This window comes from Streptomyces gardneri (assembly GCF_006539185.1).
GTDB lineage: Bacteria > Actinomycetota > Actinomycetes > Streptomycetales > Streptomycetaceae > Streptomyces > Streptomyces gardneri.
Genome location: NZ_BJMN01000038.1, coordinates 61,899 through 86,022 on the forward strand (window position 1 = coordinate 61,899; position 24,124 = coordinate 86,022).

At 72.8% G+C, this 24,124-nt stretch carries 19 protein-coding genes; 13 read left to right on the forward strand and 6 right to left on the reverse strand.

All coding sequences use genetic code 11. The features are described 5' to 3' along the window. Positions 1 to 70 precede the first annotated feature (70 nt). The 5 genes from hutU (at position 71) to SGA01_RS27725 (ending at position 6,437) form a co-directional block, all read left to right on the forward strand. The gene (gene hutU, locus SGA01_RS27705) at positions 71 to 1,762 is read left to right on the forward strand and encodes a urocanate hydratase (RefSeq protein WP_141299485.1); all 1,692 of its coding nucleotides are present in this window, start codon (positions 71 to 73) and stop codon (positions 1,760 to 1,762) included. Further along, positions 1,759 to 2,988, forward strand: a complete 1,230-nt coding sequence (locus SGA01_RS27710; RefSeq protein ID WP_141299487.1) for an allantoate amidohydrolase — start codon at positions 1,759 to 1,761, stop codon at positions 2,986 to 2,988. The genes hutU and SGA01_RS27710 overlap by 4 nt, the downstream gene beginning before the upstream one ends. Beyond that, entirely contained in the window at positions 2,979 to 4,316 is a 1,338-nt protein-coding gene (locus SGA01_RS27715) for a formimidoylglutamate deiminase (protein WP_141299489.1), read from the forward strand. Before SGA01_RS27710 ends, SGA01_RS27715 begins: the two co-directional genes overlap by 10 nt. 17 nt (positions 4,317 to 4,333) lie before the next feature. After that, positions 4,334 to 5,581, forward strand: a complete 1,248-nt coding sequence (gene hutI, locus SGA01_RS27720; RefSeq protein WP_229918506.1) for an imidazolonepropionase — start codon at positions 4,334 to 4,336, stop codon at positions 5,579 to 5,581. A gap of 109 nt (positions 5,582 to 5,690) precedes the next feature. Next, on the forward strand, positions 5,691 to 6,437 hold the full coding sequence (locus tag SGA01_RS27725; protein WP_141299492.1) for a hypothetical protein: 747 nt from the start codon (positions 5,691 to 5,693) through the stop codon (positions 6,435 to 6,437). 55 nt (positions 6,438 to 6,492) lie between these two features. Here the strand turns inward: SGA01_RS27725 and SGA01_RS27730 are convergent, their stop codons facing one another. From SGA01_RS27730 to SGA01_RS27740, 3 genes are all read right to left on the reverse strand, one after another. Then, positions 6,493 to 8,532, reverse strand: coding sequence for a S8 family serine peptidase (locus tag SGA01_RS27730; protein WP_141299494.1), 2,040 nt, complete (start codon positions 8,530 to 8,532; stop codon positions 6,493 to 6,495). 117 nt (positions 8,533 to 8,649) lie between these two features. Next, positions 8,650 to 10,251 carry a phospholipase A2 gene (locus tag SGA01_RS27735; RefSeq protein WP_229918505.1) on the reverse strand — a complete coding sequence of 534 codons (1,602 nt, stop codon included), beginning with the start codon at positions 10,249 to 10,251 and terminating at the stop codon, positions 8,650 to 8,652. 486 nt (positions 10,252 to 10,737) lie between these two features. Continuing rightward, entirely contained in the window at positions 10,738 to 11,367 is a 630-nt protein-coding gene (locus SGA01_RS27740; RefSeq protein WP_141299496.1) for a phosphotransferase, read from the reverse strand. 159 nt (positions 11,368 to 11,526) lie between these two features. Between SGA01_RS27740 and SGA01_RS27745 the strand changes: the two genes are divergently transcribed. The 6 genes from SGA01_RS27745 to SGA01_RS27770 all read left to right on the forward strand — a co-directional run bounded on the left by SGA01_RS27745 (position 11,527) and on the right by SGA01_RS27770 (position 18,422). Continuing rightward, positions 11,527 to 12,618, forward strand: coding sequence for a GNAT family N-acetyltransferase (locus SGA01_RS27745; RefSeq protein WP_141299498.1), 1,092 nt, complete (start codon positions 11,527 to 11,529; stop codon positions 12,616 to 12,618). A gap of 89 nt (positions 12,619 to 12,707) precedes the next feature. Next, positions 12,708 to 14,060: a glycosyltransferase family 2 protein gene (locus tag SGA01_RS27750; RefSeq protein WP_141299500.1), complete on the forward strand. Its 1,353-nt coding sequence runs from the start codon at positions 12,708 to 12,710 to the stop codon at positions 14,058 to 14,060. Next, positions 14,057 to 14,866 (forward strand): polysaccharide deacetylase family protein, encoded by an 810-nt coding sequence (locus tag SGA01_RS27755; RefSeq protein ID WP_141299502.1) that lies wholly within the window; start codon positions 14,057 to 14,059, stop codon positions 14,864 to 14,866. The genes SGA01_RS27750 and SGA01_RS27755 overlap by 4 nt, the downstream gene beginning before the upstream one ends. Before the next feature lie 138 nt (positions 14,867 to 15,004). Beyond that, entirely contained in the window at positions 15,005 to 16,945 is a 1,941-nt protein-coding gene (locus tag SGA01_RS27760; protein WP_229918504.1) for a hypothetical protein, read from the forward strand. A gap of 2 nt (positions 16,946 to 16,947) precedes the next feature. Continuing rightward, positions 16,948 to 17,364: a hypothetical protein gene (locus SGA01_RS27765; protein WP_229918510.1), complete on the forward strand. Its 417-nt coding sequence runs from the start codon at positions 16,948 to 16,950 to the stop codon at positions 17,362 to 17,364. After that, a complete protein-coding gene (locus tag SGA01_RS27770) occupies positions 17,361 to 18,422 on the forward strand; it encodes a glycoside hydrolase family 26 protein (protein WP_174867523.1) in 1,062 nt (353 codons plus the stop codon). The genes SGA01_RS27765 and SGA01_RS27770 overlap by 4 nt, the downstream gene beginning before the upstream one ends. Positions 18,423 to 18,435: 13 nt before the next feature. On the opposite strand, the gene SGA01_RS27775 is transcribed toward SGA01_RS27770, so the two are convergent. From SGA01_RS27775 to SGA01_RS27785, 3 genes are all read right to left on the reverse strand, one after another. After that, positions 18,436 to 20,643 carry a lipopolysaccharide biosynthesis protein gene (locus tag SGA01_RS27775; RefSeq protein ID WP_141299506.1) on the reverse strand — a complete coding sequence of 736 codons (2,208 nt, stop codon included), beginning with the start codon at positions 20,641 to 20,643 and terminating at the stop codon, positions 18,436 to 18,438. Further along, a complete protein-coding gene (locus SGA01_RS27780) occupies positions 20,640 to 21,836 on the reverse strand; it encodes a DegT/DnrJ/EryC1/StrS family aminotransferase (protein ID WP_141299508.1) in 1,197 nt (398 codons plus the stop codon). Before SGA01_RS27780 ends, SGA01_RS27775 begins: the two co-directional genes overlap by 4 nt. A gap of 216 nt (positions 21,837 to 22,052) precedes the next feature. Further along, positions 22,053 to 22,919, reverse strand: coding sequence for an RNA polymerase sigma factor SigF (locus SGA01_RS27785; protein ID WP_141299510.1), 867 nt, complete (start codon positions 22,917 to 22,919; stop codon positions 22,053 to 22,055). A 233-nt stretch (positions 22,920 to 23,152) separates the two neighbouring features. Here SGA01_RS27785 and SGA01_RS27790 point away from each other — a divergent pair, with 233 nt between their 5' ends. Then, positions 23,153 to 23,524, forward strand: coding sequence for an STAS domain-containing protein (locus SGA01_RS27790; RefSeq protein WP_141299512.1), 372 nt, complete (start codon positions 23,153 to 23,155; stop codon positions 23,522 to 23,524). Between the two features lie 68 nt (positions 23,525 to 23,592). Next, complete coding sequence (locus SGA01_RS27795) at positions 23,593 to 24,012, forward strand: ATP-binding protein (RefSeq protein ID WP_141299514.1); 420 nt, start codon at positions 23,593 to 23,595, stop codon at positions 24,010 to 24,012. The last annotated feature ends 112 nt before the right edge of the window (positions 24,013 to 24,124 follow it).

Genomic DNA, 24,124 nt, shown 5'->3' on the forward strand with positions numbered 1-24,124 from the left:
GCCCTGTTGACTACAACTATTCAGCGCGCCAAGATGTGAATATCTGATCGACATTCGAGGAGGCACCCCCATGTCAGGACCCCGCCCCGTCCGAGCAGCACGCGGTACGGAACTGAGCGCCCTGGGATGGCAGCAGGAAGCCGCCCTCCGGATGCTCCAGAACAACCTCGACCCCGAGGTCGCCGAGCACCCCGACAAGCTCGTCGTCTACGGCGGCACCGGCAAGGCCGCCCGCGACTGGCGCTCGTACGACGCCATGGTCCGCACGCTGCGCACGCTGAAGCAGGACGAGACGATGCTCGTCCAGTCCGGCCGCCCCGTCGGCGTCATGCAGACCCACGAGTGGGCGCCGCGCGTCCTCATCGCCAACTCCAACCTGGTCGGCGACTGGGCGAACTGGGAGGAGTTCCGGCGCCTGGAGGCCCTCGGCCTCACCATGTACGGCCAGATGACGGCCGGCTCCTGGATCTACATCGGCACCCAGGGCATCCTCCAGGGCACCTACGAGACCTTCGCCGCCGTCGCCGCCAAGAAGTTCAACGGCACCCTCGCCGGCACGATCACCCTCACCGCCGGCCTCGGCGGCATGGGCGGCGCCCAGCCGCTCGCCGTGACGATGAACGACGGCGTCGCCATCTGCATCGACGTCGACCCGCGCGCCATCGAGCGCCGCATCGAGCACCGCTACCTGGACGTCAAGGCCGACAACCTCGCCCACGCCCTCCAGCTCGCCGTCGAGGCGCGCGACGCCCGCCGCCCGCTCTCCATCGGCCTCCTCGGCAACGCCGCCGAGCTGCTCCCGCAGATGCTCGCCGAGGGCGCCCCGATCGACATCGTGACGGACCAGACCTCCGCCCACGACCCGCTCGCCTACCTCCCCGTCGGCATCGCCTTCGAGGACATGGCCGACGCGGCGGCGAAGGACCCGGCCGGCTTCACCCAGCGCTCGCGCGAGTCCATGGCCAAGCACGTCGAGGCCATGGTCGGCTTCATGGACGCCGGCTCCGAGGTCTTCGACTACGGCAACTCGATCCGCGGCGAGGCGCAGCTCGCCGGCTACGACCGGGCCTTCGCCTTCCCCGGCTTCGTCCCCGCCTACATCCGTCCGCTGTTCTGTGAGGGCAAGGGCCCCTTCCGCTGGGCCGCCCTCTCCGGCGAGGCCTCCGACATCCACAAGACGGACAAGGCGATCCTGGAGCTCTTCCCGGAGAACGAGTCCCTCCACCGCTGGATCAAGATGGCGGGCGAGCGCGTCCACTTCCAGGGCCTCCCGGCGCGCATCTGCTGGCTCGGCCAGGGCGAGCGCGACAAGGCCGGCGACATGTTCAACGACATGGTCGGCAACGGCACCCTCGCCGCACCCCTCGCGATCGGCCGCGACCACCTCGACTGCGGCTCGGTGGCCTCCCCGTACCGCGAGACCGAGGCCATGCTCGACGGCTCCGACGCCATCGCCGACTGGCCGCTGCTCAACGCCATGGTCAACGTCGCCTCCGGCGCCTCCTGGGTCTCCCTCCACCACGGCGGCGGCGTCGGCATGGGCCGCTCCATCCACGCGGGCCAGGTCACGGTCGCCGACGGCACCCCGCTCGCCGGCGAGAAGATCCGCCGCGTGCTCACCAACGACCCGGGCATGGGCGTCATCCGCCACGTCGACGCGGGCTACGACATCGCGGAGCGGGTCGCCGACGAGAAGGGCGTCCGCGTCCCGATGCGCGAGGGCTCCGACGAGGAGACCTCCGGCACCGAGGCCTCCGCGTGAGCGAGACCTTCCACGCCATGTGGCGCTCGCTGCGGCCCATCGGCCGCAGCGACGCCTCGGGCGGCTACCGCCGCTACGCCTGGACCGCGGCCGACGCCGACTGCCGGCTCTGGTTCCGGATGCAGGCCGAGGCCCGCCGCCTCGACGTCGAGACCGACCGGAACGGCAACCAGTGGGCCTGGCTCGGCGACCCGACGGCCGGTGACGCGGTCGTCACCGGCTCCCACCTGGACTCCGTCCCCGACGGCGGCGCCTTCGACGGCCCCCTCGGTGTCGTCTCCGCCTTCGCCGCGCTCGACGAACTCCGCGCGCGCGGCGCCGTGTTCGAGAGGCCGCTCGCCATCGTCAACTTCGGTGACGAGGAGGGCGCCCGCTTCGGCCTCGCCTGCGTCGGCTCCCGCCTCACCGCGGGCCGGCTGACGAAGGAGCAGGCGTACGAGCTCCGCGACGCCGACGGGATCAGCCTCCCGCAGGCGATGGAGGCGGCGGGGTACGACCCTTCGGGGATCGGTCCGGACCCCGAGCGGCTCGCCCGCATCGGCGCCTTCGTCGAACTGCACGTCGAGCAGGGCCGTGCCCTGGACCTGTCCGGGGACTCCGTCGGCCTCGCCTCCGCGATCTGGCCGCACGGCCGCTGGCGGTACGACTTCGCCGGCGAGGCCAACCACGCCGGCACCACCCGGCTCGTCGACCGCCGCGACCCGATGCTCACCTACGCGGAGACGGTCCTCGCCGCCCGCCGCGAGGCCGAACTCGCGGGCGCCGTCGCCACCTTCGGCAAGATCGCCGTCGAGCCGAACGGCGTCAACGCCATCCCGTCCCTCGTCCGCGGCTGGCTCGACGCCCGCGCCGCCGACCAGGGCGCGCTGGACAAGGTCGTCACGGGCATCGAGGCGGAGGCCCGCGCCTACGCCGAGCGCCACGGCATCGACCTCACCGTCGTCCGGGAGTCCTTCACCCCGGTCGTGGACTTCTCGCACACGCTGCGGGACGAGTTGTCCCGCCTCCTGGGCGAGAAGACCGGGTCCACCGGGAAGGTCCCCGTCCTCGGCACGGGCGCGGGACACGACGCCGGAATCCTCTCCGAATCGATCCCGACCGCCATGCTGTTCGTACGGAACCCCACCGGCGTCTCGCACTCCCCGGCCGAATTCGCGGCCGAGGACGACTGCGTGTCCGGGGTCCTCGCACTCGCCGACGTACTGGAGGGCCTGGCGTGTCGCTGACCACGTACTGGCTGGAGCACGCCTGGCTCGACACGAACGTCGAGCCGGGCGTGACCCTGGCCGTGTCGGACGGCCGCATCACCGCCGTCCGCACCGGGGTCGACACCCCGCCCCCGGGCGCGGTCGTCCTGCGCGGCCTGACGATCCCCGGCCTCTCCAACGCCCACTCGCACGCCTTCCACCGCGCCCTGCGCGGCACCGTCCAGGTCGGCTCCGGCACCTTCTGGACCTGGCGCGAGGTGATGTACACCGTCGCCCAGCGCCTCACCCCCGACAGCTACTTCGCCCTCGCGCGCGCCGTGTACGCGGAGATGGCGCTCGCCGGCATCACCTCCGTCGGAGAGTTCCACTACCTCCACCACGCGCCCGGCGGCACCCCGTACGCCGACCCCAACGCGATGGGCGAGGCCCTGATCGCCGCGGCGGCCGAGGCGGGCATCCGCATCACCCTCCTCGACACCGCCTACCTCTCCTCCGGCTTCGGCGCCGCGCCCGACAAACACCAGCTCCGCTTCACCGACGGCACGGCGGAGAAGTGGGCCGAGCGGGTCTCGGCGCTCAAGGAGCGGGACGGCGTACGCATCGGAGCGGCGATCCACTCCGTACGGGCGGTCCCGGCCGACCAGCTGTCGACGGTGGCCCGCTGGGCGCAGGACAGGGAGGCCCCCCTCCACGTCCACCTCTCCGAGCAGACCGCCGAGAACGACGCCTGCCTCGCGGCGCACGGCCTCACCCCGACCCAGCTCCTCGCCGAGCACGGCGTCCTCGGGCCCCGCACCACCGGCGTCCACAACACGCACCTGACGGACGGCGACATCGCCCTCCTCGGCACGTCGACCACCGGCACCTGCATGTGCCCGACGACCGAACGCGACCTCGCCGACGGCATCGGCCCCGCGGTCGCCCTCCAGCGCGCCGGCTCCCCGCTCTCCCTGGGCAGCGACAGCCACGCGGTCATCGACCTCCTGGAGGAGGCGCGGGCCATGGAGCTGAACGAGCGCCTGCGCACCCGCACGCGAGGTCACTGGACGGCGGCGGCACTCCTGCGCGCGGCGACCGTCGACGGCCATGCAGCCCTCGGCTGGGCGGACGCGGGCACCCTGGAGGCGGGCGCGCTCGCCGACTTCACGACGATCGCCCTGGACACGGTCAGGACAGCGGGACCGCTACCGCGTCTGGCAGCCGAGACGGCGGTATTCGCCGCGTCGGCAGCGGACGTCCGTCACACGGTCGTGGCCGGCCGTCACGTCGTACGGGACGGGGTCCACCACTCCGTACCGGACGTGGCCGGCGCCCTCGCGGACTCGATCGCCGCCCTGCGCGGCTGAAGGAGACACCCCTCATCATGAACACCGGCCCCGCGGCGACGAACAACCCGGCGGCGACCTCCGCCCCCACGAGCGCGAACAGCGCCGTGGCGAAGACCGCCACCGCCATCGTCAACATCGCCAGTCTCGTCACGAACGATCCCTCCCTCGGTGATGGCAGTCCTCTGGGCCTGATCCAGGACGCGGCCGTCGTCATCGACGGCGACCGGGTCGTCTGGGTCGGTGAATCAAGCAGAACACCCGCCACTGACAATCGGGTCGACGCCGGCGGCCGGGCCGTGATCCCCGGCTTCGTCGACTCCCACTCGCACCTCGTCTTCGCGGGCGACCGCACTGCCGAGTTCAACGCCCGTATGTCGGGCCAGGCGTACGCGGCGGGCGGCATCCGCACGACGGTCGCGGCGACGAGGGCGGCGAGCGACGAGGCCCTCTCGGCCAACGTGGCCCGCTTCATGGCGGAGGCCCTCCGCCAGGGCACGACCACCTTCGAGACGAAGTCCGGCTACGGCCTGACGGTCGAGGACGAGGCCCGCGCCCTGCGGATCGCCGCCGAGCACACCGACGAGGTGACGTACCTCGGCGCGCACATCGTCTCCCCGGACTACGCGGACGACCCGGCGGCCTACGTCGAGCTCGTCACCGGCGAGATGCTCGACGCCTGCGCCCCCCATGCCCGCTGGGTCGACGTCTTCTGCGAGAAGGGCGCCTTCGACGGCGACCAGGCCCGCGCGATCCTCACCGCCGGCAAGGCGAAGGGCCTGCACCCCCGGGTGCACGCCAACCAGCTGACGTACGGCCCCGGCGTGCAGCTGGCGGTGGAGCTGGACGCGGCGAGCGCCGACCACTGCACCCACCTCACCGACGCCGACGTCGACGCCCTGGCCTCCGGGAACACGGTGGCCACCCTCCTCCCCGGCGCCGAGTTCTCCACCCGCGCCCAGTGGCCGAACGCCCGCCGCCTCCTGGACGCGGGCGTGACCGTGGCCCTCTCCACGGACTGCAACCCGGGCTCGTCCTTCACGTCCTCCGTCCCCTTCTGCATCGCCCTGGCAGTACGGGACATGGGCATGACCCCCGACGAGGCCGTCTGGTCCGCCACGGCGGGCGGCGCGGCGGCCCTCCGCCGCACGGACGTCGGCCGCCTGACGGTCGGCTCCCGCGCCGATCTCACCGTCCTCGACGCCCCCTCCCACGTCCACCTGGCGTACCGCCCGGGCGTACCGCTGGTGGCGGAGGTCTGGCGGAAGGGCGTCCGCACGGTCTGACACGCATGACGAGGCGTCACAACGACGCAGTGGCGGTGGGTTGTCTCGCGCGTACCGTTGAGTACCGGTACTCATGTGGGCGGCCCGCTGCCGCTCGCATGATTCCTGCATGAGAACTCCGAACCGCCTCGCGAAGATCGTCCTGGCCGCCGCACTCGGCAGCATGGCCCTGACCGCCTGCGGCACGGCGGACGCCACCGGCAAGCCGCCCGCCAAGGTGTCCGCGGCGGCCGTCGGCGCCTCGGCGAAGCCGAAGCCTGCCGCGACGCCGACTCCGACACGGTCCCTCCCCTCGGACGACCTGGCGGCGCACCCCGACCCGGAGTTGCGCTTCCTGGCCCTGTTCTCCCGCGTCCTGGACGGTTGTGTGCCCGGTGGGCTGCCCGAGCCGCCCTCCCCGGGTCCGGAGGAGTCGGTCCCGCCGCAGAACCAGCCGGGTCAGCCGATGCCGGAGGAGCCCGGGGACCTCTCGGTCCCCGTGGACGCCCCCGAGCCGCCGCCCGCCCCGAAGCCGGCCCCCACCACGTCCGGTCCGGTCGAGGAAGTCCCGCTGACCGACGTCGAGAAGTGCACCGGTGACGCGCACGCCGAGCGCGTCCGCACGGCATTCGACGGCGCGGCCCCGGCCGACTACCCGGCGCTGCAGAAGAAGCTGACGAGCCTGGACTACCCGCCGTCCCGCATCCACCGGATGCCGGACCAGGGCGGCTCGCCCCGGGCCCGGATCGACCTCCGCTTCATGGGCGGCCACCTGGTCCTGGAGATCACCGGCACCCCCGACCAGGTTCTCGCCGAACCGTTCGGGGTCCCCGAGACGGAGGACGTGCGGATCACCGAGGTGAAGCGGAAGCCGTAGCCGATGTCCCGGGCCGTCGCTGGGGACGGACCGGGACACCGAGGGCGGGGTGCCGTCAGAGCGTCAGCATCCAGCCGCTGATCAGCCCCGTGTCTCCCTGCGCGACGTCCTGGGCGCGCAGCTTCCAGGTGCCCTTCGCGGGTGAGGCGCTCGCGTCCACCACGTAGGTCTCGCTGATGACGTTGCCGCTTTCCTTGGGGGCCGCGGCTCGCAGCGGGTACACCCGGCCGTCCGGAGCGACCAGGTCCAGCTTCACGTCCCCGCGCCAGTCGTGCCAGATGTCGACGTAGACGCGGACCGCCGTCGGGGCGTTGCCGGAGAGCGCGCTGCCGACGACGACCGACGACTCGACGGTGGCGTTGTCGGGGATCGCCGTCTCGGTCCAGTTGTCGAACCAGGGGAAGCGCAGGTCCCAGCCGCTGATCCAGCCGCTCGAACCGGCCGAGGTGGCACGGAGCTTCCAGGTGCCCTTCGCCTGCTCGGCGCTCGCATCCACCTCGAACAGCTGGTGGATCTCTGTGAGCGTGTCGGGCTGGTAGACCCGCCGCAGCGGGTACGCGGAGCCGTCCGGGGCGACGAGATCGAGCGCCAGGTCACCCGTTCCCGCGCGGTGGACGTCGGCGTACACCTGGAGTCTGGACGGTGCGGGCCGGTCCTGGTTGACCTCGATCGCCGACTCGGCGGTCCCGGTGCCGGGAATGGCGACCTCCGTCCAGTCGTACCACTCGACCAGCTCCGGGTCGGGGTCGGTGCCTCCCCCGCCGCCGGTGCCGAGGGCCGCCGCGTCGAGCTGGATCCGAGGTGTGACGGCGCCCGTGTAGGTGACATCTCCGCCCGAGTTCTTCAGCATCGCCTCCAGCTCGGTGACGGGCTTCTCGGGGAAGGACTGGCGGAGGACGGCGAGGGCGCCGGTGACGTGGGGTGCGGCCATGGACGTGCCGCTCTTCGACGCGAATCCGCCGCCGGGAACCGAGGAGACGATGGCGGTACCGGGTGCGAGCAGGTCGAGCAGCGCGCCGCGGTTGGTGAACGTGGACAGCTGGTCGTCGTCGGTGGTGGAGCCCACCGTGACGGCGGAGGATATGCAGCCGGGGGCGCTGACCGCGTCGGTGTAGCCGTTGTTGCCGGCCGCGACGACCGTGGCGACGTTCGCGGCGAGCAGGTCCTCGATGGCCTTGCGGCGGGGGTCGTCGGGGCATGCGGCCGCCCAGCGCCCGCCGCCCAGGCTCAGGTTGGCGGCGATGACGTCGGTTCCCGCCTTCCTCAGCGCGAGGACCTTCTCCAGTGCCTTGGCCGTCGAGCTGGTGTAGGCGAGCAGGCACGGGGTGTTGCCGGGGCCGCAGAGGGCCGCGGAGTTGACCTTGGAGAACACCTGGATGGCGATGATGTCGGCGCCCGGGGCGACACCGCGCGCCGGTGCACCGCTGACGCCCGTTCCGTCACCGGCGGCGATCCCGGCGACGTGAGTTCCGTGCGAGCAGGCGGCGCCGAGCGCGGCGCACGGTCCGGCCGAGGTGTCGGCGCTGCCGGGGCCCTCCTGCTGGATCTCGCCGTTGGGGCACAGGCTGGTGGTGGAGGTGCTCGGCTCGTTGACGGAGAAGCACGCCTCGGTCGTGACGCGGCCCGAGAGGAACGGATGGTCGACGTCGACGCCGGTATCGAGGATGGCGACCGCACTCCCGACGCCGGTCCTGCCCGCCGAGGCGGTCTTGTCGCTGCCTATCGTGACGGTGGACTCGTCGAGAGAGGGCGGGACGGCGACGTCTTCGGTGACGCTGACGACGCCGGGCGTGGCGCTCAACTCCTGGAGACCTGCGCTGTCGACGCGCAGGGTCACCATCGGCAGGGTGTCGAAGGTGACGAGGGTTTCGCCGGCCTCGGCGGCGGAGGCGAGGTCCACGCGCCGGTCGGTGACGACGTTGACGCGCACGGTGCCGTCGGACTGGGCCTGGTCGAGCAGAGCAGGCGGGACGGGATCCGACTCCGTGGCGGAAGTTGCGGCGCTCACCGGGGCGGCGCCGGCGGGCGTGGGCAGCGCGGTGATCAGCATCGCTGCCGTGGCGGCCGCCAGCACGCCCCAGACGGGTCTCTTCACGTATGACTCCAGGAAGAAGAAAGAGAAGAAGAAGGAGAACAAGGAGAAAGAGGGGGCGGTCGGCGGAATCCCGCCGACCGCCACCGGGTGCTCACACGGTCCGGAGGAGGGGCCGGATCAGGTGGCGTTGGCGCCGCTCTTGACGCGGCCGACCACCATCACGGCACCGAGGTACACGTTCGCCGCGAGGCGGCAGGCGCCCTTCCAGAAGTAGCCACGGCACACGCCGTTGTACGTCTGGTTCCAGAACGTGGCGTCGACCTGAAGGCCCTTGTTCTTGTCCAGGTAGTAGCGGTAACCCTTGTAGGCGTTGCCGACCGTTCCGTAGCCGTAGTCGTGCGAGTCGCACGCCGGCCGGAAGTCGTAGCCGCCCGGCTTGTCCGGAGAGGTGGTGCAGTGGTCGTGGTCGATGCCACGCACCTTCCATCCGGCCTTCGTGGTCTTCCAGGACGGGTTCTTCCACCCGTAGTGCGCGACCTTCGTGGAGCAGCCGGAGCCGGAGTAGTACATCCACGAGCCCGACGTGTTGCAGTTGGCGGGGTAGGCGAACGGGTCCTCGATCTCGGAGCCGAGGAAGTCCTCCGCCGCCGGGGCCTGGCCCTCGGGTTCGTTCTGGCTCGGCGCACCGGGGGCCTCGCCGCCCGGCTCGGGCAGCGTGCCGGTGGTCTCGGTCGCCTGCGGAGCGGCCGTCTCACCGGCGTAGGTCAGCTCCCAGCGGGCGCCCTCGTCGGTGGTGGCCACCGACAGGCGCTCGTTGGCGTCGTAGGCGTAGGTGTTCAGCTCGACGTCGGCGGCCGGGTTGGTCACGCGACGGAGCAGACCGGTGTGGTCGTAGGCGTAGCGGGCCTGGGTCTGCACGGTGGCCCCGGAGGAGGTGGTGATCTCCTTGACCTGACCGGCCACGTCGCCCAGCGTGCTGCCGGCGGCGGTGGTGGCGGACGCGTAGGTGACCCGCACCGACTGTGCCTCGTAGTCGCCCCGCGCGGGCTCGTCGACCTGTCGCACGCGGCCCTGGGCGTCGTACTCGGCCGTGGACTTCCCGAACGCCTCGGTGCCGACGCTGGTGACCCGCCAGGTGCTGCCGGAGCCGTTCACCTGCTTCCAGACCAGCGTCGGCTTCAGGTCGGCGGCGGGGATCGGCTCGCCGAGCGCGTTCACCGGCACGTCGTCGCCCTCGGGCGCCGTCGCCAGGTCGATGTTGGCGGTCTCGGTGATGGTGGTGCGCAGTTCGCCGGCCGCATCGTCCCAGATGCTGCTCTCCACCAGCGTGGAGCCGTCCGGGGCGGTGTACGTGCTGAGGCTGCCGCCGTCGGGGCGGTCCATGGACCACGTCAGGCCGTAGCGCACGGACTCGTCGACCCCGAGGTCGGTCGTCGTGATGGCGCCGGATCCGTGGGTCAGCTCGCGGTTGAGCTGGCCGCCGAGGAACTCGGCCGTCCAGCTCGGCCCGAACACTCCGAGGTCAGGGCGGTTCGCAGGCGCGTCCAGGGCCTGCGCCGCACCGGCGCCTTCGCCCGTGACGAGGTGGCTGCGGGTCATCAGGCCGCTCGGCACGTCGTTCTCGATGATCCGGTACTGGTCGGGTGCCGACTCGTACGTGCCCGGGCCGATGGGGCCGATCTCGCCGGCGGCGGCAGGCTGCTCCGGCACTTCCGTGGCCGGGGCCGAGACCTGGATCGCTGCCGAGGACTGCTGCGGGAGCAGCAGGGCGACGGACACGGCGGCAATGACGGGTAACGCGATTCTTCGCAAGGTGTTCCCATTCATCAATGTCGACCCGTGGTGATCGACGGTCCCGGACCCTAGGTGCGCCTTCACAACCACGCAAGGAATCCACGACCGGAATCAACTACTCCCCTTCTGGTGGGCGAGCCGCATGCCTCAGACCCGAATGAGTACGCGTACTCATGCGTGCCACCCGGGCTGCCGACATGATGCGCGCCCGAATTCCGCGCTCGCCGGCAGAGGTGCTCGTGGCCCGCTCCGGAGCGGGCGTTCGGCGACGTCACGGGGTGTGCGGGGGCCAACTGCCCTACCTGTGCGGCGTGTTCGCCGAAGTCGGGTGCGGTCCGGGCTCTCCGGTGGGGTACGCGGGGGTGGCGGGGGGCGGATACTCAGACGGGGGCGTCGCCGTTTCGGCCAATCATTGGCGCGTACCGGCGACCGGTATGCGAGACGGCGGTCGTTCCGCGGCGACGCGAGGGCTCAGCCCGCCAGGGCTCGTACCAACTCCTCTGCGCCGGCCAGTGCGGCGATCTCCCCCGCCGTCAGGTTCGGGTCCGCCGCGCGGCGGGCGCGGGCTGCCGGGAGGTGGGGGAGGAGCGGGGTGCGGACCGCCGTGAGGAGGGCGGCGAGGCCCGCGTGCGCTCCTGGGGCGTACGGGGCGGGGGAGACCGCCACCTCCGCGAGGATCAGCGCCGACATGGCGCAGTCCAGGCCCGGCGGGGCCTCCTCCGCCGTCTGCCAGTCGATGACGACCGGGCCACGGGCCGCCGTCAGGACCACGTTCCCCGGGTGCAGGTCCAGGTGTGCGAGACGGGTGTCCGGCAGGGCGTGCAGGCGGGCGAGGAGTTCCGCGAGGAGTTCGCCCGCCGGTTCCGGCTCGTACGAACCGTCCAGGAGCGCGTCCAGGAGCGACGGCCCGGTCAGCCGCTCCATCACCAGGTCGGGCCCCTCGGCGTCCAGTACCGCCGGAACCGGATAGCCGTGCCCGGCCAGCCGTGTCATCACCCGCGCCTCCCGGGTCGCGTCGTCCCCGTCCCGGTACCGCCGCAGGACCCGCTCCCCGTCCAGCGCGTAGACGTCCGCGGTCCTGCCCTGCCCGATGATCTTCAACTTCCCTGCCCCATCCGTCTCTTGTCCCGCTCCGCCCCCGCGTGACCGCCGCTTCGCAGCGTGGCCACGGAATGGACGAGTATGCCTGCCGGGGAGGGGTTCGGACCGGTACCGTCCTGTCCAGGCAGTACTCAGGGGGTAGACCGGGGGGTCGGCGGGATGAGTGCTTTTCGTGTGCGGATCGTGAGGCCCGGGGAGCTGAGCGAGCGCGAGATCGAGGCATGGCGGCAGCTGCGGGCCAAGTCCGGAGCGCCCGCGAACCCCTTCATGGAACCGGAGTTCACCCAGACGGTCGCCGCCGTGCGACCCCGCTCACGGGTCGCCGTGTGGTGGGAGGGGGACGAGCCGGTCGGCTTCTTCCCGTACGAGAAGGGGCCGTTGGGGCAGGGGCGGCCCATCGGCTTCGGCGTCTCCGACAGCCACGGCGCCGTCCTGCGGCCCGGACTGCGCCCGGCCTCGCGCGCGGTCCTGCGCGCCTGCGGCATCGCGATGTGGGAGTTCGACAACCTGGAGGACGGCCAGCCCGTCTTCGAGGGCGCCGCCGCCGAGTCCTTCGCCTCGCCCGTGATCGACGTCGGCGAGGGGTACGCGGCCTACGAGGCGCTGCTGCGCGTCCAGTCGCCCAAGTTCCTCCGGACCACCCTCGCCAAGGAACGCAAGCTCGGCCGCCAGGCCGACGGCGAGGTGCGCTTCGTCTTCGACGAACGCGACCCGGCCGCCCTGCGCACCCTCATGGAGTGGAAGTCCGCCCAGTACCGCAGGACCGGGCGCGGCGACCGCTTCGCCAAGGAGTGGATCAACACCCTCGTCCGCCGCCTCCACGAGCAGCGCACGCCCGGCTGCTCCGGCGTCCTGTCCGTGCTGTACGTGGGGGACCGGCCCATCGCCGCCCACTTCGGGCTGCGGTCCTCGACCGTGCTCTCCTGCTGGTTCCCCTCCTACGACCCCGAGTTCGCGAAGTACTCGCCCGGCCTCGTCCTCCATCTGCGGATGGCCGAGGCAGCGGCCGCCGCCGGGATCGGGATGCTCGACCTGGGGCGCGGCGACGCCGAGTACAAGGACGCGCTGAAGACGGGGGAGCTGACAGTGAGCGAGGGCGCCGTCTTCGTCCCGGGCGCGCGGGCCGCCCTGCACTGGCTGGGGCGCGAGCCCGCCCGCCGTGCGCACAGCTTCGTCCGCAGCCGTCCCGCCCTCGCGGCCCGGGCGCGGACCGCGCTCAACGAGGTCGCCCGGCTGCGGGGGAACCGCTAGCCCCGGCCTGCCGGTCACCCCCACCCCCACCCACCGCCTTCCCCGTCGCCGAGCCCTTCCCGCCGCCGTACCTCCCTGGGGGATCCCCGTTGAGCAGCCCACCACCCCACGCTCTCTCCCGCTCCACCTCCCTCTCCGTCGCCGAGCTCGATCTCGCCGCGCCCGACGGGCCCGTCCTGGCGCTCCGGCCCGCGCCCGGCGGGCCTGCGCTCGTACCCGGTGACGTCTACGCGCTCGTACGGGTCGACGGGCGCCCCGCCGCCACCGTCCTCGGCGCGGTCGCGGAAGGCGACGACCCCGCCGAGGTGCTCGCCGCCCTCGCCCGCGAGCGGCTCGCGTCGGCCGGGCCCCGCACCGAGGCCGAACGCCTCGCCGCCGCCCGGCCGTTGACCCGGCCCGACCTCCTCGCCCGGGCCCGCAAGGGGCTCACCCCGCCCCGTACCTCCGTCGTCGTCGCCACCCGCGAGCGCCCCGAGCAGCTCGCCCGCGCCCTCGACTCGCTGCTCGCCCAGGACCACCCCGACCACGAGCTGATCGTCGTCGACAACGCGCCCCGTACCACCGACACCCACGACCTCGTCACGGGGAAGTACGCCGACCGCGTCCGGTACGTCCGTGAGGACACCCCCGGACTCGCCGTCGCCCACAACACCGGCGCCGCGGCCGCCGACGGCGAGGTCCTCGCCTTCACCGACGACGACGTGATCGCCGACCCGCACTGGCTGAGCGCCCTCACCGAGCCCTTCGCCGCCGACCCCGGCCTCGGCTGCGTCACCGGCCTGATCCTGCCCGCCCGGCTGAGCACCCCCGCCCAGGTCCTCCTCGAATCGCACGGCGGCTTCGCCAAGGGCTTCGCTCCCCGCCTGTACGACCCGGCCGAACCACCCGCCGACGAGCCGCTCTTCCCGTTCACGGCGGGCAGCTTCGGCTCGGGCGCCAACATGGCCTTCCGGGCGGGCGCACTGAAGAAGGCCGGCGGCTTCGACCCCGCGACCGGCACCGGGACCCCGGCCAAGGGCGGCGACGACCTGTACGCCTTCGTCGCCGTCCTCTCCGCCGGATTCCGGCTCCGCTACACGCCCGAGGCGCTCGTCTGGCACCACCACCGCGAGACCTGGCAGGACCTGCGGAACCAGGCGTACGGCTACGGCGCCGGCCTCACCGCGTACCTCACCGCGACCCTGGTCCGCCGCCCCCGCACACTCCCCGCGCTGCTGTCCCGGCTGCCGCGCGGCCTCGCGTACGCGCGGACGATGACCGCCCAGCGGGGGGAGGCCGCCGAAGGCGGAGTCCCCGGCGAGCACGGCACCCAGCACCACCCCTGGCCCCGCAGCCTGTCCCGACTGGAGCGCCGCGGCATGCTCTACGGCCCGATCGGCTACGCGAAGGCCCGGGCGAAGGCCCGTGTGCAGGCCGGTTCACGGAAGGCGGCGGCCCGATGACGTGCGCACCCCTCCACACCCGCATACCCGTCCTCCTCTACCACGCGGTGATGGACGACCCCCCGGCCTGGATCGCCGAATTCACCGTCTCGCCCAAGGAGTTCGCCTCCCAGCTCGACGCGATCGTCGCCAGCGGACGCACCGCGATCACCGTCGGCGCCCTCGCCGCGCACTTCGCCGCCGGCGCCCCGCTGCCGCCCCGCCCCGTCGTCCTCACCTTCGACGACGGCTTCGCCGACCTCGTCGGGCCGACGGCCGAGGCGCTCGCCGCCCGCGAGCTGCCGTCCACCGCGTACCTCACCACCGGGGCCATCACCCCCGGCCGGCCCTGCCTCCTCCCGCCCGCGCCGATGATGACCCTCTCCCAGGCCCCGCGCCTGGAGCAGTACGGGATGGAGGTCGGCGCCCACACCGTCACCCACCCGCAGCTCGACACCCTCACGCCCGGCCTCCTGCGGCGCGAACTGCGCGAGGCGAAGGTGGTCCTGGAGGACGTCCTCGGGCGCGAGGTCCGGCACCTCGCCTACCCGCACGGCTACAACAGCCCCGCCGTGCGCCGGGCCGTCGCCGCCGCCGGGTACACCTCGGCGGTCGCCGTCCGGCACGCGCTCAGCTCCGAGAAGGACGAGATCTACCGCATCGCCCGGCTCATCCTGCGCCGCGGGCACACCGTCGCCGACATCGAGCAGTGGATGGCGGGCCGCGGCGCGAAGGCCGCGCCCTACCCGGACTCGCTGCCCACGGTCGGCTGGCGGATGTACCGCAGGGCCCGCGCCGTGCTCAACGGGCCGGAGTTCGCGGGCTGAGCCGCGGCAGCCGAAGGATCGGGCCCAGCGGTCCGGCAGGGCCGTCAACTCCGGTGCCGAGGCCGCAGATCGAATGTGCGTACACAACCGAAGGACGTTCCTTTGCTTCACCAAGGGGACAGTAGGGGAGAAGGCGTCGTGCAGCAGCACCACCAGGGGCCAGCGCCGGCGAGGGAGGTGGGCGTTCCCGCCCAGCCCGCCGCCTCGGGCCGTGAGACCAGGTCCGGCGGAGGCACCCCCGCGCCGCCGGCGCGCCGCACCACCGTGCCCGACCCCGCCTGGCTGTCACCCGCCCTTCTGGTGCTCGGCCTCGGCCTCTGGGTGCTCGCCCTGCCCGCGATCGACTTCCGCACCATGGACGACTACGGCCTCCTGGACCGGCTGCCCGCCGCGTTCTATGCCGCCCTGCTCGTGCTCACCGCCGGATTCCTGATGGCGCTGCGGCGCGCCGGGACCTCGCCCGGCTGGCCCCTCGCCTACTGCGTCGCGCTGCTCGTCGCACTCAAAGCACCTCCCGCCGTGCTGTACGACTCCGTGCGCTACCCCTGGGCCTCCAAGCACGACGCCGTCGTCGACACCATTCTCGGCGTCGGCGAACTGCGCCCGAGCGCCGCTCTGTCCGGGAACATGTCCGCCTATGACCAGTGGCCGGGCTTCTTCACGCTGAACGCGGCGCTCGTCCGCGCCTTCGGCGTCGAGGGTGCCACCGACTATCTCAACTGGGCGCCCATCGTCCTCGGCCTGATCGCCCTGCCCGTGCTCGTGCTGATCTACCGCACCTTCGCCGAGGACTGGCGGCTGGTGTGGACCGCCGTCTGGATCTTCCAGCTCGCCAACTGGGTCGGCCAGGACTATCTGGCGCCGCAGGGCCTCGCGTACATCCTCCACCTGACCGTACTCGCCGTAGTGCTGCGGCACTTCGTACGGCCCGGCTCGGCGGGAAGGCTGCGCGACCGGGCGTATCTCGACCCGGCCGCGACCGCCGTGCCGCCACCCACGGACCTGCGCCAGCGAGCGATCTGCGTGGTGATCATCTCCCCGGTGATCTTCGCGATCAACGCCGTCCACCAGCTCACACCGATCATGCTCTGCGCCGCGCTGTTCGTTCTCGCTCTCACCCGCCGCTACCGCAACTACGGTCTGCTGGTCGTCGCCGGGCTGCTGATGCTGACCTGGAACCTCACCATGGGCCGGCCGCTGTTCCTGGAGACGCTCGGCACGCTGCGCGACTCGATCGGCCGGCTCACCGAGAACTCCCGTGCCGGATACGCCGGCCAGCTCACCGGACCCGGACCCGAACTGGCGGGCCGGGCCGGCATCGCGATGGCCCTCTTCGTCGTCGTGCTCGCGGGGATCGCCGTGTTCGGCCGCCGTCGGCTGACGCGCAGCGCGCTGCCACTGCTGCTCGTCTCGATCGCCCCGGTCCCGCTCTTCGCGGTCAACGACTACGGCGGCGAAATGCTCTTCCGTGTCTATCTGTTCGGACTGCCCGGAGCCGCCTTCTTCGCCGCGGCGGCGCTGGTGCCCGCCACCGCGGGCGCCCACCGGAGCCGTGGCGGTCGCGCCCTGCGCCGCACCGCGGCCATCGCGCTGCCCTTCTCCCTCGTCGTCCTGACAGCCGGGTTCCTCCCCGCGTACTACGGCAAGGAGGCGATGTACTACACACCGCCCGCCGAGACGCAGCTGGTCACCCGGGCCATCGACCAGCTGCCCGAGGGGGGCCTGCTCCTCGCCACGGCCGGTTCCTTCCCGCAGGCCCTGCACCGCTACGACGAGGTCGAGCACTGGTTCTTCGCCGAGCAGGAGCTGCCGGAGAACGAGAAGATGCTCGCCGATCCCGCCCGCTACCTCGCGGAGGGGATTCCGCCCGGTGCGAAGGCCCGGGTCGTCCTCACCCGCACCCAGGACATCTACACGGCGGGTGAGGGCCTGCTGCCGCCGGGGGGCTTCGCGGTCCTGCGCGACCGACTGAAGGCGTCCCCGCTCTTCAGAACCGTCGAGGAACACCCGTACGGGATCGTCCTCGTGTACACCCCGGCTTCCACCGAAACCTCGGCCACCTCAGGCGGTGCCTCGTGAACATGACCCAGAACCGGATCAGAGGAGTCGTCGCGGTCTCCGGATGGGTGGCCTTCGCGGCGACCCTGCTGCCGGGCGGCTCGCCCTTGCGCTGGCTGCCCGTGCTGCTCTTCGTCTGCCTCGGGCCCGGCCTCGCGCTGCTCCATCCCCAGCGGCAGGGACTGCGGCCCGGCGCTCGCCTGGAGGCCTTCGCGCTGGCCGCACCGATCAGCCTCTCCCTCGCCTCGCTCGCCGCCACCTTCCTCTTCCTCGTCGAAGGGTTCTCCGTGACCGCCTTCCTCGTTCCGCTCGCCGCCTTCTCCACCGCCGTCGCCTTCCTGCCGGGCCTGCCACTGCCCGCCGCCACCCGTGGCGCGGTCGAACCCGAGGGCGCCGGATCCTTCCGGTTCCGCAAACGAGGGCCCGGTGGGGGCCGATGAGCGGGGAGCACGCCAGGGGAGGGGCCGTCGGGCGGCTCGCGGTGGCGCTCGCCGCCGTCGGCGCGCTGACCGCCGGCATCGGGGTGTGGGCGACGGTCGCCGAGGGGGACGACCGGTGCGCCTCCGATGCCCGCCTCGTCGCCCCCTGCGGGGCCTGGTGGGGCGCGTACATCCCGTACGACGACGACAGTTCGCTCGTCCGGCCGGTGCGCGCCTTCGAGGAGAAGATCGGCCGGCGCCTCGATCTCGTCTACACCTACCACGACATGTCGGGCAACGAGCTCGACGGAACCCTCCTCACCCCCGACGAGCAGGTCCTCGGCCGCGACCGGCTGCTGATGCTCGCCTGGGAGTCCACGGTGTGGAAGGAACCGCACCACGCCGGATACACCGAGACCCAGCTCGGCTGGAAGAACCTCGCCTCCGGGCAGTACGACACCGAGATCCTCGACCCGCAGATCCGCCGCATCAAGGCCTACGGCAAGCGGGTCTTCCTCTCCTTCGACCAGGAGGCGGACGCCCGGATCAAGGAGGGAGCGGGTACACCCGCCGAGTACGTCGCCGCCTACCGCCACCTCCACGACCGGTTCAGGAAGCTCGGGGCGGACAACGTGGTCTGGGTGTGGACGGTCTCCGGCTACCTGGGCAGCGCGACGGCGATGAAGCAGCTCTACCCCGGCGACGACTACGTCGACTGGATCGGCATGGACCAGTACAACTACTACCTGTGCCACGGAACAACGAAGTGGCTCGACTTCGACAAGAGCCAGCGCCCCAGCTACGACTGGCTCCGGAAGAACGTCTCCGCCGACAAGCCCGTCATGCTCTCCGAGTTCTCCACCGCCCCCGACCCGAAGCGGCCCGAGCGGCAGCGCGACTGGTACACCGCCATCCCGAAGGTGGCGCCGACGCTGCCGGAGGCGAAGGCGTACGTGCACTGGAACCGTGCCGTCCCCGGGCCCGGCTGCGACCTCACCGTCGACTCCGGTCCCGGGCTCGACGGCTACCGGATCGCCGGGCAGGACCCCTACTTCACACAGCCCCTGCCGCGCCGCTGACCCCCGGCGGGGGTCAGCGGCGGCCGGCCGCCAGGCCGCGGAAGGCGCAGACCGCCATCGTGGCCCCGGCCAGGCCGAGGAAGAGCGGGAGCGGGGCGGCGGCGAAGGCCTGCTGCCCCGCCCACCCGGCCCAGACGAGCACCCACACCGCGCCCGCCGTGACCCGCTCGCCCACGCCGAGCACCCGCAGCAGCAGGGCCGCGAGCAGCAGACACAGCGCCTGGAGCACGATCGGGGTCGCCACCGCCGCCGGTCCCGCGGCCTCGCCGAGGAGATCCGCGCCCGGGCCGCCGGCCGCCGCGGGCCGCAGGCCCAGCAGGGGCGGGGCGGTGTGCAGGGCGAGGAAGGTGGCGAGCAGGACCGTTCCGGCGAACGCCGGGCGGAAGACACGGAGACCGACGGCGGCGCCCTGGAGGGCGACGAGCAGCAGCCCCGCGAGGAGCGTGACGGGCGGGAGCGCGGTCAGCAGGCCGGTCCCGGAGAGCCGCTCCACGTCGAGCACGCCGGAGCCCACGAGCGGGAACCAGAAGAGCCCGGCGGAGAGGCCGAGGAGCAGCCAGAGCCCGATCGCCGCGCGCTCCACCGCGGAGGCCCGGTCCGCCTCCCGTGCCCGCGCCGCCCGCGCGTCCGGCCCCGGCCGCGCCGAGCGGCCCGCCGGCTCGTCGGCGCGCTGCCGGGGCACGTACACGGGGATCCCGAACGCGGGCGTCACCGAGTCGTGCGTCCCGCGCAGATAGGCGCTCTCCCGCGCCCAGTTCGTGCCGTACCCGTCCTCCGCGCGCTCCTTCACCCGCGCGGCGGCCCGGGCGCCCTCGGCCGGCTCCCGGCCCTTGAGGGTGGCCCGCAGGCCCGGCACGGACGCCACCGCCACCAGGATCATGGAGCCGAGGACGGCGTACCCCGCGCCGGCGATGCCGAAGGGCCCGAGGAGGAAGACCGCGCTGCCGAGCACCAGGACGCACATCACGCCCTGGAGCGCGGCGAGCATGCCCGTACGGCCCTGGACGCGCAGCACCCCGATGTACAGCTCGACGGCGACCCGGGGCAGCGCGGCGGCGGCGAGCAGCCGCAGCACGGTCGTGCCGTTCTCGGCGTACTCCTCGCCGAAGGGCGTGAGCAGCACCGGCGCGAGCACGACGAGGACGAGCACGACGGGGACGAGCAGCAGCACCATGCGGCGCAGCGCGCCCCTGACCCCCTCGGCGAGGGACTCGGGGCTGTGCGAGGCGTGCGCGGTGAGCGAGGAGGCCATGTTGATGGCCATGAACTCCATCGTGCCGCCGACGGTGTAGGCCGTGTAGAAGAAGGCGTTGTGGGCGGCGTCGAAGCGGACGGCGACCATCATCGGCAGCAGGCTGATCATCAGCAGGCTGAAGATCGAGCCGACGGAGTCCCCGGCGAGGAAGCGGCCGATCTCGCGCAGGGAGGGCGGCTCGCGGTCCCGGTCGGCGTGCGCCTGCCGGGGGATCAGGTGCCGGAAGACGAGCCAGCCGAGCGGCACCACGGACAGCACGATGGCCGCGGCCCAGGAGACGAAGACGCCGAGCACCGGCAGGCCGACGGCGAGGACGACGAGAAGGACGAGCTTGCCGAGCGAGAAGACGGCGTTGCCGACGGGCACCCAGACGGCCCGTCTGAGCCCGGTGAGGACCGCGTCCTGGAGGGTGAGCAGGGCCCAGCCGATGCTGGCGGCGGTGAAGAAGATCCCGGCGGACACGGTGCCGAGCGGGGCGTACGAGGGTCCCCACCAGTCCAGGGTGAGCAGGAAGACGCCGCAGGCGACGCCCACGACGGCCGTGCTGACCAGGTACAGGCGGACGACGAGCGGCCCGGTGGCCCGGCCCGCCCGGGGCACGTACCGGACGACCGCGCCGGTCAGCGTCGTCGCCGTCAGGGAGGCGAGCATCCGCTGGGCGGCGATGGCGGCGGAGCCCTGGCCGACCGCCTCCTCCGTGTAGTAGCGGGCCGCGACCAGCCAGAAGCCGAGGCCGAGGGCGGCGGAGACGCCGGTGGAGAGCATCAGCGCGTAGGCGTTGCGGAACATGGAGTTCTCGCCGGAGTCGCTGGCGTGGTCGGAGTCGCCGGAGTGGTCCGCGTGGCTCTTGCTCTCCGGGTGGCTCTCGCCACCCGTCCTTCCGGCGGGTTCCGGCACGGCGGCAGCGGCCGGGGGCTTCCCGGCCGCAGGGTCGTCCGTCTCCCGCAGTCGTACGGTGTCGGTCACCGGGCGCCGCCGGGGGCCTCCGACAGGCGGGCGGGGCGGGTCCCGGCCGCGCGCAGCACGCCCAGGACCTCGTCCGCGCGGCGCGGGTCCACCGGCAGGGCGTGCCGGGCGAACCGGGCGGCGGCCTCCGGCGCGGGGGAGAGGTCGGTGAACGCCTCGCCCGCGTAGGTGTCGAGCGGCGGGTCGTAGATGTAGCCGGTCGTGATCCGGTGCCGGGCGAGGGCGGCGATCGCCGCGTCCCGGTCCTCGACGAGCAGCGGCACCCGGAACAGCGGCTGGGGCGGCTCGTCCGCGGCCGACGGCGGGCCGTACTCGCTGGCCAGGAGCCGGGCCGTGCCCGTGCGGTGGGAGGCGAGGACGTCGTCGAGCCGGGCCAGCCGGCGGGTGGTGCGGCGCAGCCGCCCCGGGCCCGGCCGGAGCCGGTAGTCGTGCATGTCGACCCGGACCCAGGAGTGGAAGGGGGTGAGCGAGGGCGCGGCCGGCAGGGCCCGCCGCAGCTCGTCGGCGCGCAGCGGCATCCGGATCTCCTCGCGCTCCTCCTTCCCGAGCAGTCGCACCGCCGCGCGCGCGGGCCCGACGAGGCGCGTCCCGCGCAGGGCGGCCTCCGCGTACGGCCGTGCCAGGTAGGCGAGTTCGCCGATCGCACGCGTCGGGTGGAGCAACGCGTCGCGGGCGGCGGCGAGTTCCTCGCGCAGTGCCGGGTCGGCGAGGGCGACGAAGCCGCCGGTCTTGGCGCCGGTGTGCTTCGAGAGGCTGAAGACGGAGGCCTCGCCGTACGTGCCGACCGGGCGCCCGCCGACCGTGGAGCCGATCGCGTGGGCGGCGTCCTCGATCAGCGGGATGCCGAGCCGGTCGCAGTGGCCCCGCAGCTCCGGTGCCGGGTCGGGGTTCCCGTACAGATTGGTCGTGAGGACCGCGGACAGGCCGCGCCAGACGGACTCGGGGACGGCCGCCGTGTCGATCGACCCGTCCCGGGGGTCGAGCGGCGCCTGCACCGGGCGGAGTCCGGCGGCGAGCACGACGAAGAAGATGACGTCGTCGTTGACCGGTGACATCAGCACCCGGCCGCCGGGCTCGCACCAGTGGCGCAGCGCGAGATACAGACCGAAGCGGCACGACGGCACGTAGAGGCACTCCCTGCCCCCGAGCCGGTCGCGCATCCGCCCTTCCAGTTCCGCGTACGCAGAAACCATGTGATTCCCCCCTGAATCCCCGGGCTCAATGTGGCCCAATCCGGACGGCCCGTCAACAAGGCCTTCCGGCCGCGCGGTTGGCCCGACGAGGGGCCGGCCGCGCGGTCGTACGTGGTGGTCGTACGTGGTGGTACGAAAGGGGCCCGTTCCGGGTCGGTCGACCGTGAACGGGCCCTTTCCGGGGCCATTTTGGCGGTTCGGGGGAGCCCGTGGAGGTCATTCCTCCAGAGTCAGACCGCGGCGCAGCCGGGCGAGGGTCCGGGAGAGCAGCCGGGACACGTGCATCTGCGAGATCCCGAGCTCCGTGCCGATCTCCGACTGCGTCATGCCGGAGACGAAACGGAGGGAGAGGATGAGCCGGTCGCGGGCGGGCAGCGAGGCGATCATCGGCTTCAGGGAGGCGACGTACTCGATCCCGGTGAGCCCGCCGTCCTCGTATCCGATGCGGTCGGCGAGGGTGGTGTCCCCGCTGCCCGCCTCGTCCTCCTCGGTCTTGGCGTCGAGCGAGCTCGCGGTGTACGCGTTGCTGGCGGTCATGCCCTCGACGACCTCCTCCGCGGAGATCCCGAGCTCCTCCGCGAGTTCGGCGACGGTCGGGGCGCGGTCGAGGCGCTGGGCGAGCATGTCACCGGCCCGCGCGAGGTCGAGCCGGAGCTCCTGGAGTCTGCGGGGGACGTGCACGGACCAGGACGTGTCGCGGAAGAACCGCTTGATCTCGCCGATGATCGTCGGCATCGCGAAGGTGGGGAACTCGACGCCGCGGGTCAGTTCGAAGCGGTCGATCGCCTTGATGAGGCCGATCGTGCCGACCTGGACGATGTCCTCCATCGGCTCGCTGCGGCTGCCGAACCGGGCGGCGGCGAACTTCACGAGAGCCAGGTTGAGTTCGACGAGGGTGTTGCGGACGTACGCGTGGTCGTGGGTGCCCTCCTCCAGTTCGGAGAGGCGGGCGAAGAGCTGCTTCGAGAGGGCGCGCGCGTCGACCGCGCCGATGCGGTCGAGGGGCCCGTCGGGCAGGTGGTCGAGGGGGATGACCGCCGACGGCGCGTCGGGGGTACGCGGGGCGTCGAGCCGGGGTGACATGAGTCTCCTTCATAGGTCTTCTGCTGCGGTTTGCGGCGCCTCCGAGGCCGGTCGTGTCGGGTGTCCTGTCAGGTGTTGCCCTCTAGCCCTACCTGGTGGACACCGATGGTTGCAAGTGCCAATAATCCGCTTTGGGTGGGTTTGTGTGGGCGGTGGGTGCGCGAGAGGGGGCCCCGCTTGTAGGGTTCGAGGCACGTCAGTCGGCACCCGCGAGAGCGAGAAGAGGCACGGCCATGGACCGCCAGCACATCGGCAGCGCGCAGCCCGCGCGGCTGCGGGTCGAGGTCCGGACCGTGGACGGGAGGAGCGAACTCCTCATTCCCGTCGGTGAGCTCGATCACCACACCGCCGAACTGTTGCGTGCGCCACTCGACTCCGCGCTCGACGCGGGCCGGTCGCGGCTCGTCGTCGACTGCTCGGGCCTCGGCTTCTGCGACTCGACCGGACTCAACGTCCTGCTCGGCGCCCGGCTGAGGGCGGACGCGGCGGGCGGCGGGGTCCATCTGGTGGCGATGCGGCCCGCGGTCGCCCGGGTGTTCCACATCACCGGCGCGGAGGCCGTCTTCACGCTGCACGACACGCTCGGCACGGCCCTCCCCGGCTGAGCCCGCCGGGCCCGATCGCTCCGTACGTACCACCCCTCTGTCTCGTCAATCGGTGAGGTGAAGCGCTGATGGACCAAGCTTCCGACGTCCGTACGCTCGCCCTCGGCGAGACCAGCGGCACCGTCCCGCTCGCCCGCGACTTCACGCGGTCGGCGCTCACGGAGTGGGGCTGGCTCCCGGCCGCCACCGCCGACCGCAGGGCCGCCGCCGAGGACGTCCTGCTCGTCGTCTCCGAACTGGTCACCAACGCCTGCCTGCACGCCGAGGGCCCCGAGCGGCTGCGCGTCCTGCGCGGCCCCCAGGTCGTACGCCTCGAAGTCACCGACCGCGGCGCCGGCCAGCCCGCACCCCGCACCCCGCACCGCTCGGGCCGGCCCGGCGGCCACGGCATGTTCATCGTCCAGCGCCTCTGCCTGGACTGGGGCATCGACCGCACCCCCGGCGCCCCCGGCAAGACCGTCTGGGCCGAACTCGCCGCTCCCGCCTAGGGGGGGTGTCTTGCCGATCAGGCCCCGCTCCCTGATCCGGCCTGATCGACAAGACACCCCCTGGCATTTTCACAAGTTCACCGGTTCCTCTGCCTTCCCTCCGCAAGGCCCC

What these genes read in the sequence shown, in the direction of transcription:
- hutU (WP_141299485.1), top strand. Translation starts at nt 71, where the DNA reads ATGTCAGGACCCCGCCCCGTCCGAGCAGCACGCGGTACGGAACTGAGC.
- hutI (WP_229918506.1), top strand. Translation starts at nt 4,334, where the DNA reads ATGAACACCGGCCCCGCGGCGACGAACAACCCGGCGGCGACCTCCGCC.
- SGA01_RS27725 (WP_141299492.1), top strand. Translation starts at nt 5,691, where the DNA reads ATGAGAACTCCGAACCGCCTCGCGAAGATCGTCCTGGCCGCCGCACTC.
- SGA01_RS27745 (WP_141299498.1), top strand. Translation starts at nt 11,527, where the DNA reads ATGAGTGCTTTTCGTGTGCGGATCGTGAGGCCCGGGGAGCTGAGCGAG.
- SGA01_RS27755 (WP_141299502.1), top strand. Translation starts at nt 14,057, where the DNA reads ATGACGTGCGCACCCCTCCACACCCGCATACCCGTCCTCCTCTACCAC.
- SGA01_RS27765 (WP_229918510.1), top strand. Translation starts at nt 16,948, where the DNA reads ATGACCCAGAACCGGATCAGAGGAGTCGTCGCGGTCTCCGGATGGGTG.
- SGA01_RS27770 (WP_174867523.1), top strand. Translation starts at nt 17,361, where the DNA reads ATGAGCGGGGAGCACGCCAGGGGAGGGGCCGTCGGGCGGCTCGCGGTG.
- SGA01_RS27780 (WP_141299508.1), bottom strand. Translation starts at nt 21,836, where the DNA reads ATGGTTTCTGCGTACGCGGAACTGGAAGGGCGGATGCGCGACCGGCTC.
- SGA01_RS27785 (WP_141299510.1), bottom strand. Translation starts at nt 22,919, where the DNA reads ATGTCACCCCGGCTCGACGCCCCGCGTACCCCCGACGCGCCGTCGGCG.
- SGA01_RS27790 (WP_141299512.1), top strand. Translation starts at nt 23,153, where the DNA reads ATGGACCGCCAGCACATCGGCAGCGCGCAGCCCGCGCGGCTGCGGGTC.
- SGA01_RS27795 (WP_141299514.1), top strand. Translation starts at nt 23,593, where the DNA reads ATGGACCAAGCTTCCGACGTCCGTACGCTCGCCCTCGGCGAGACCAGC.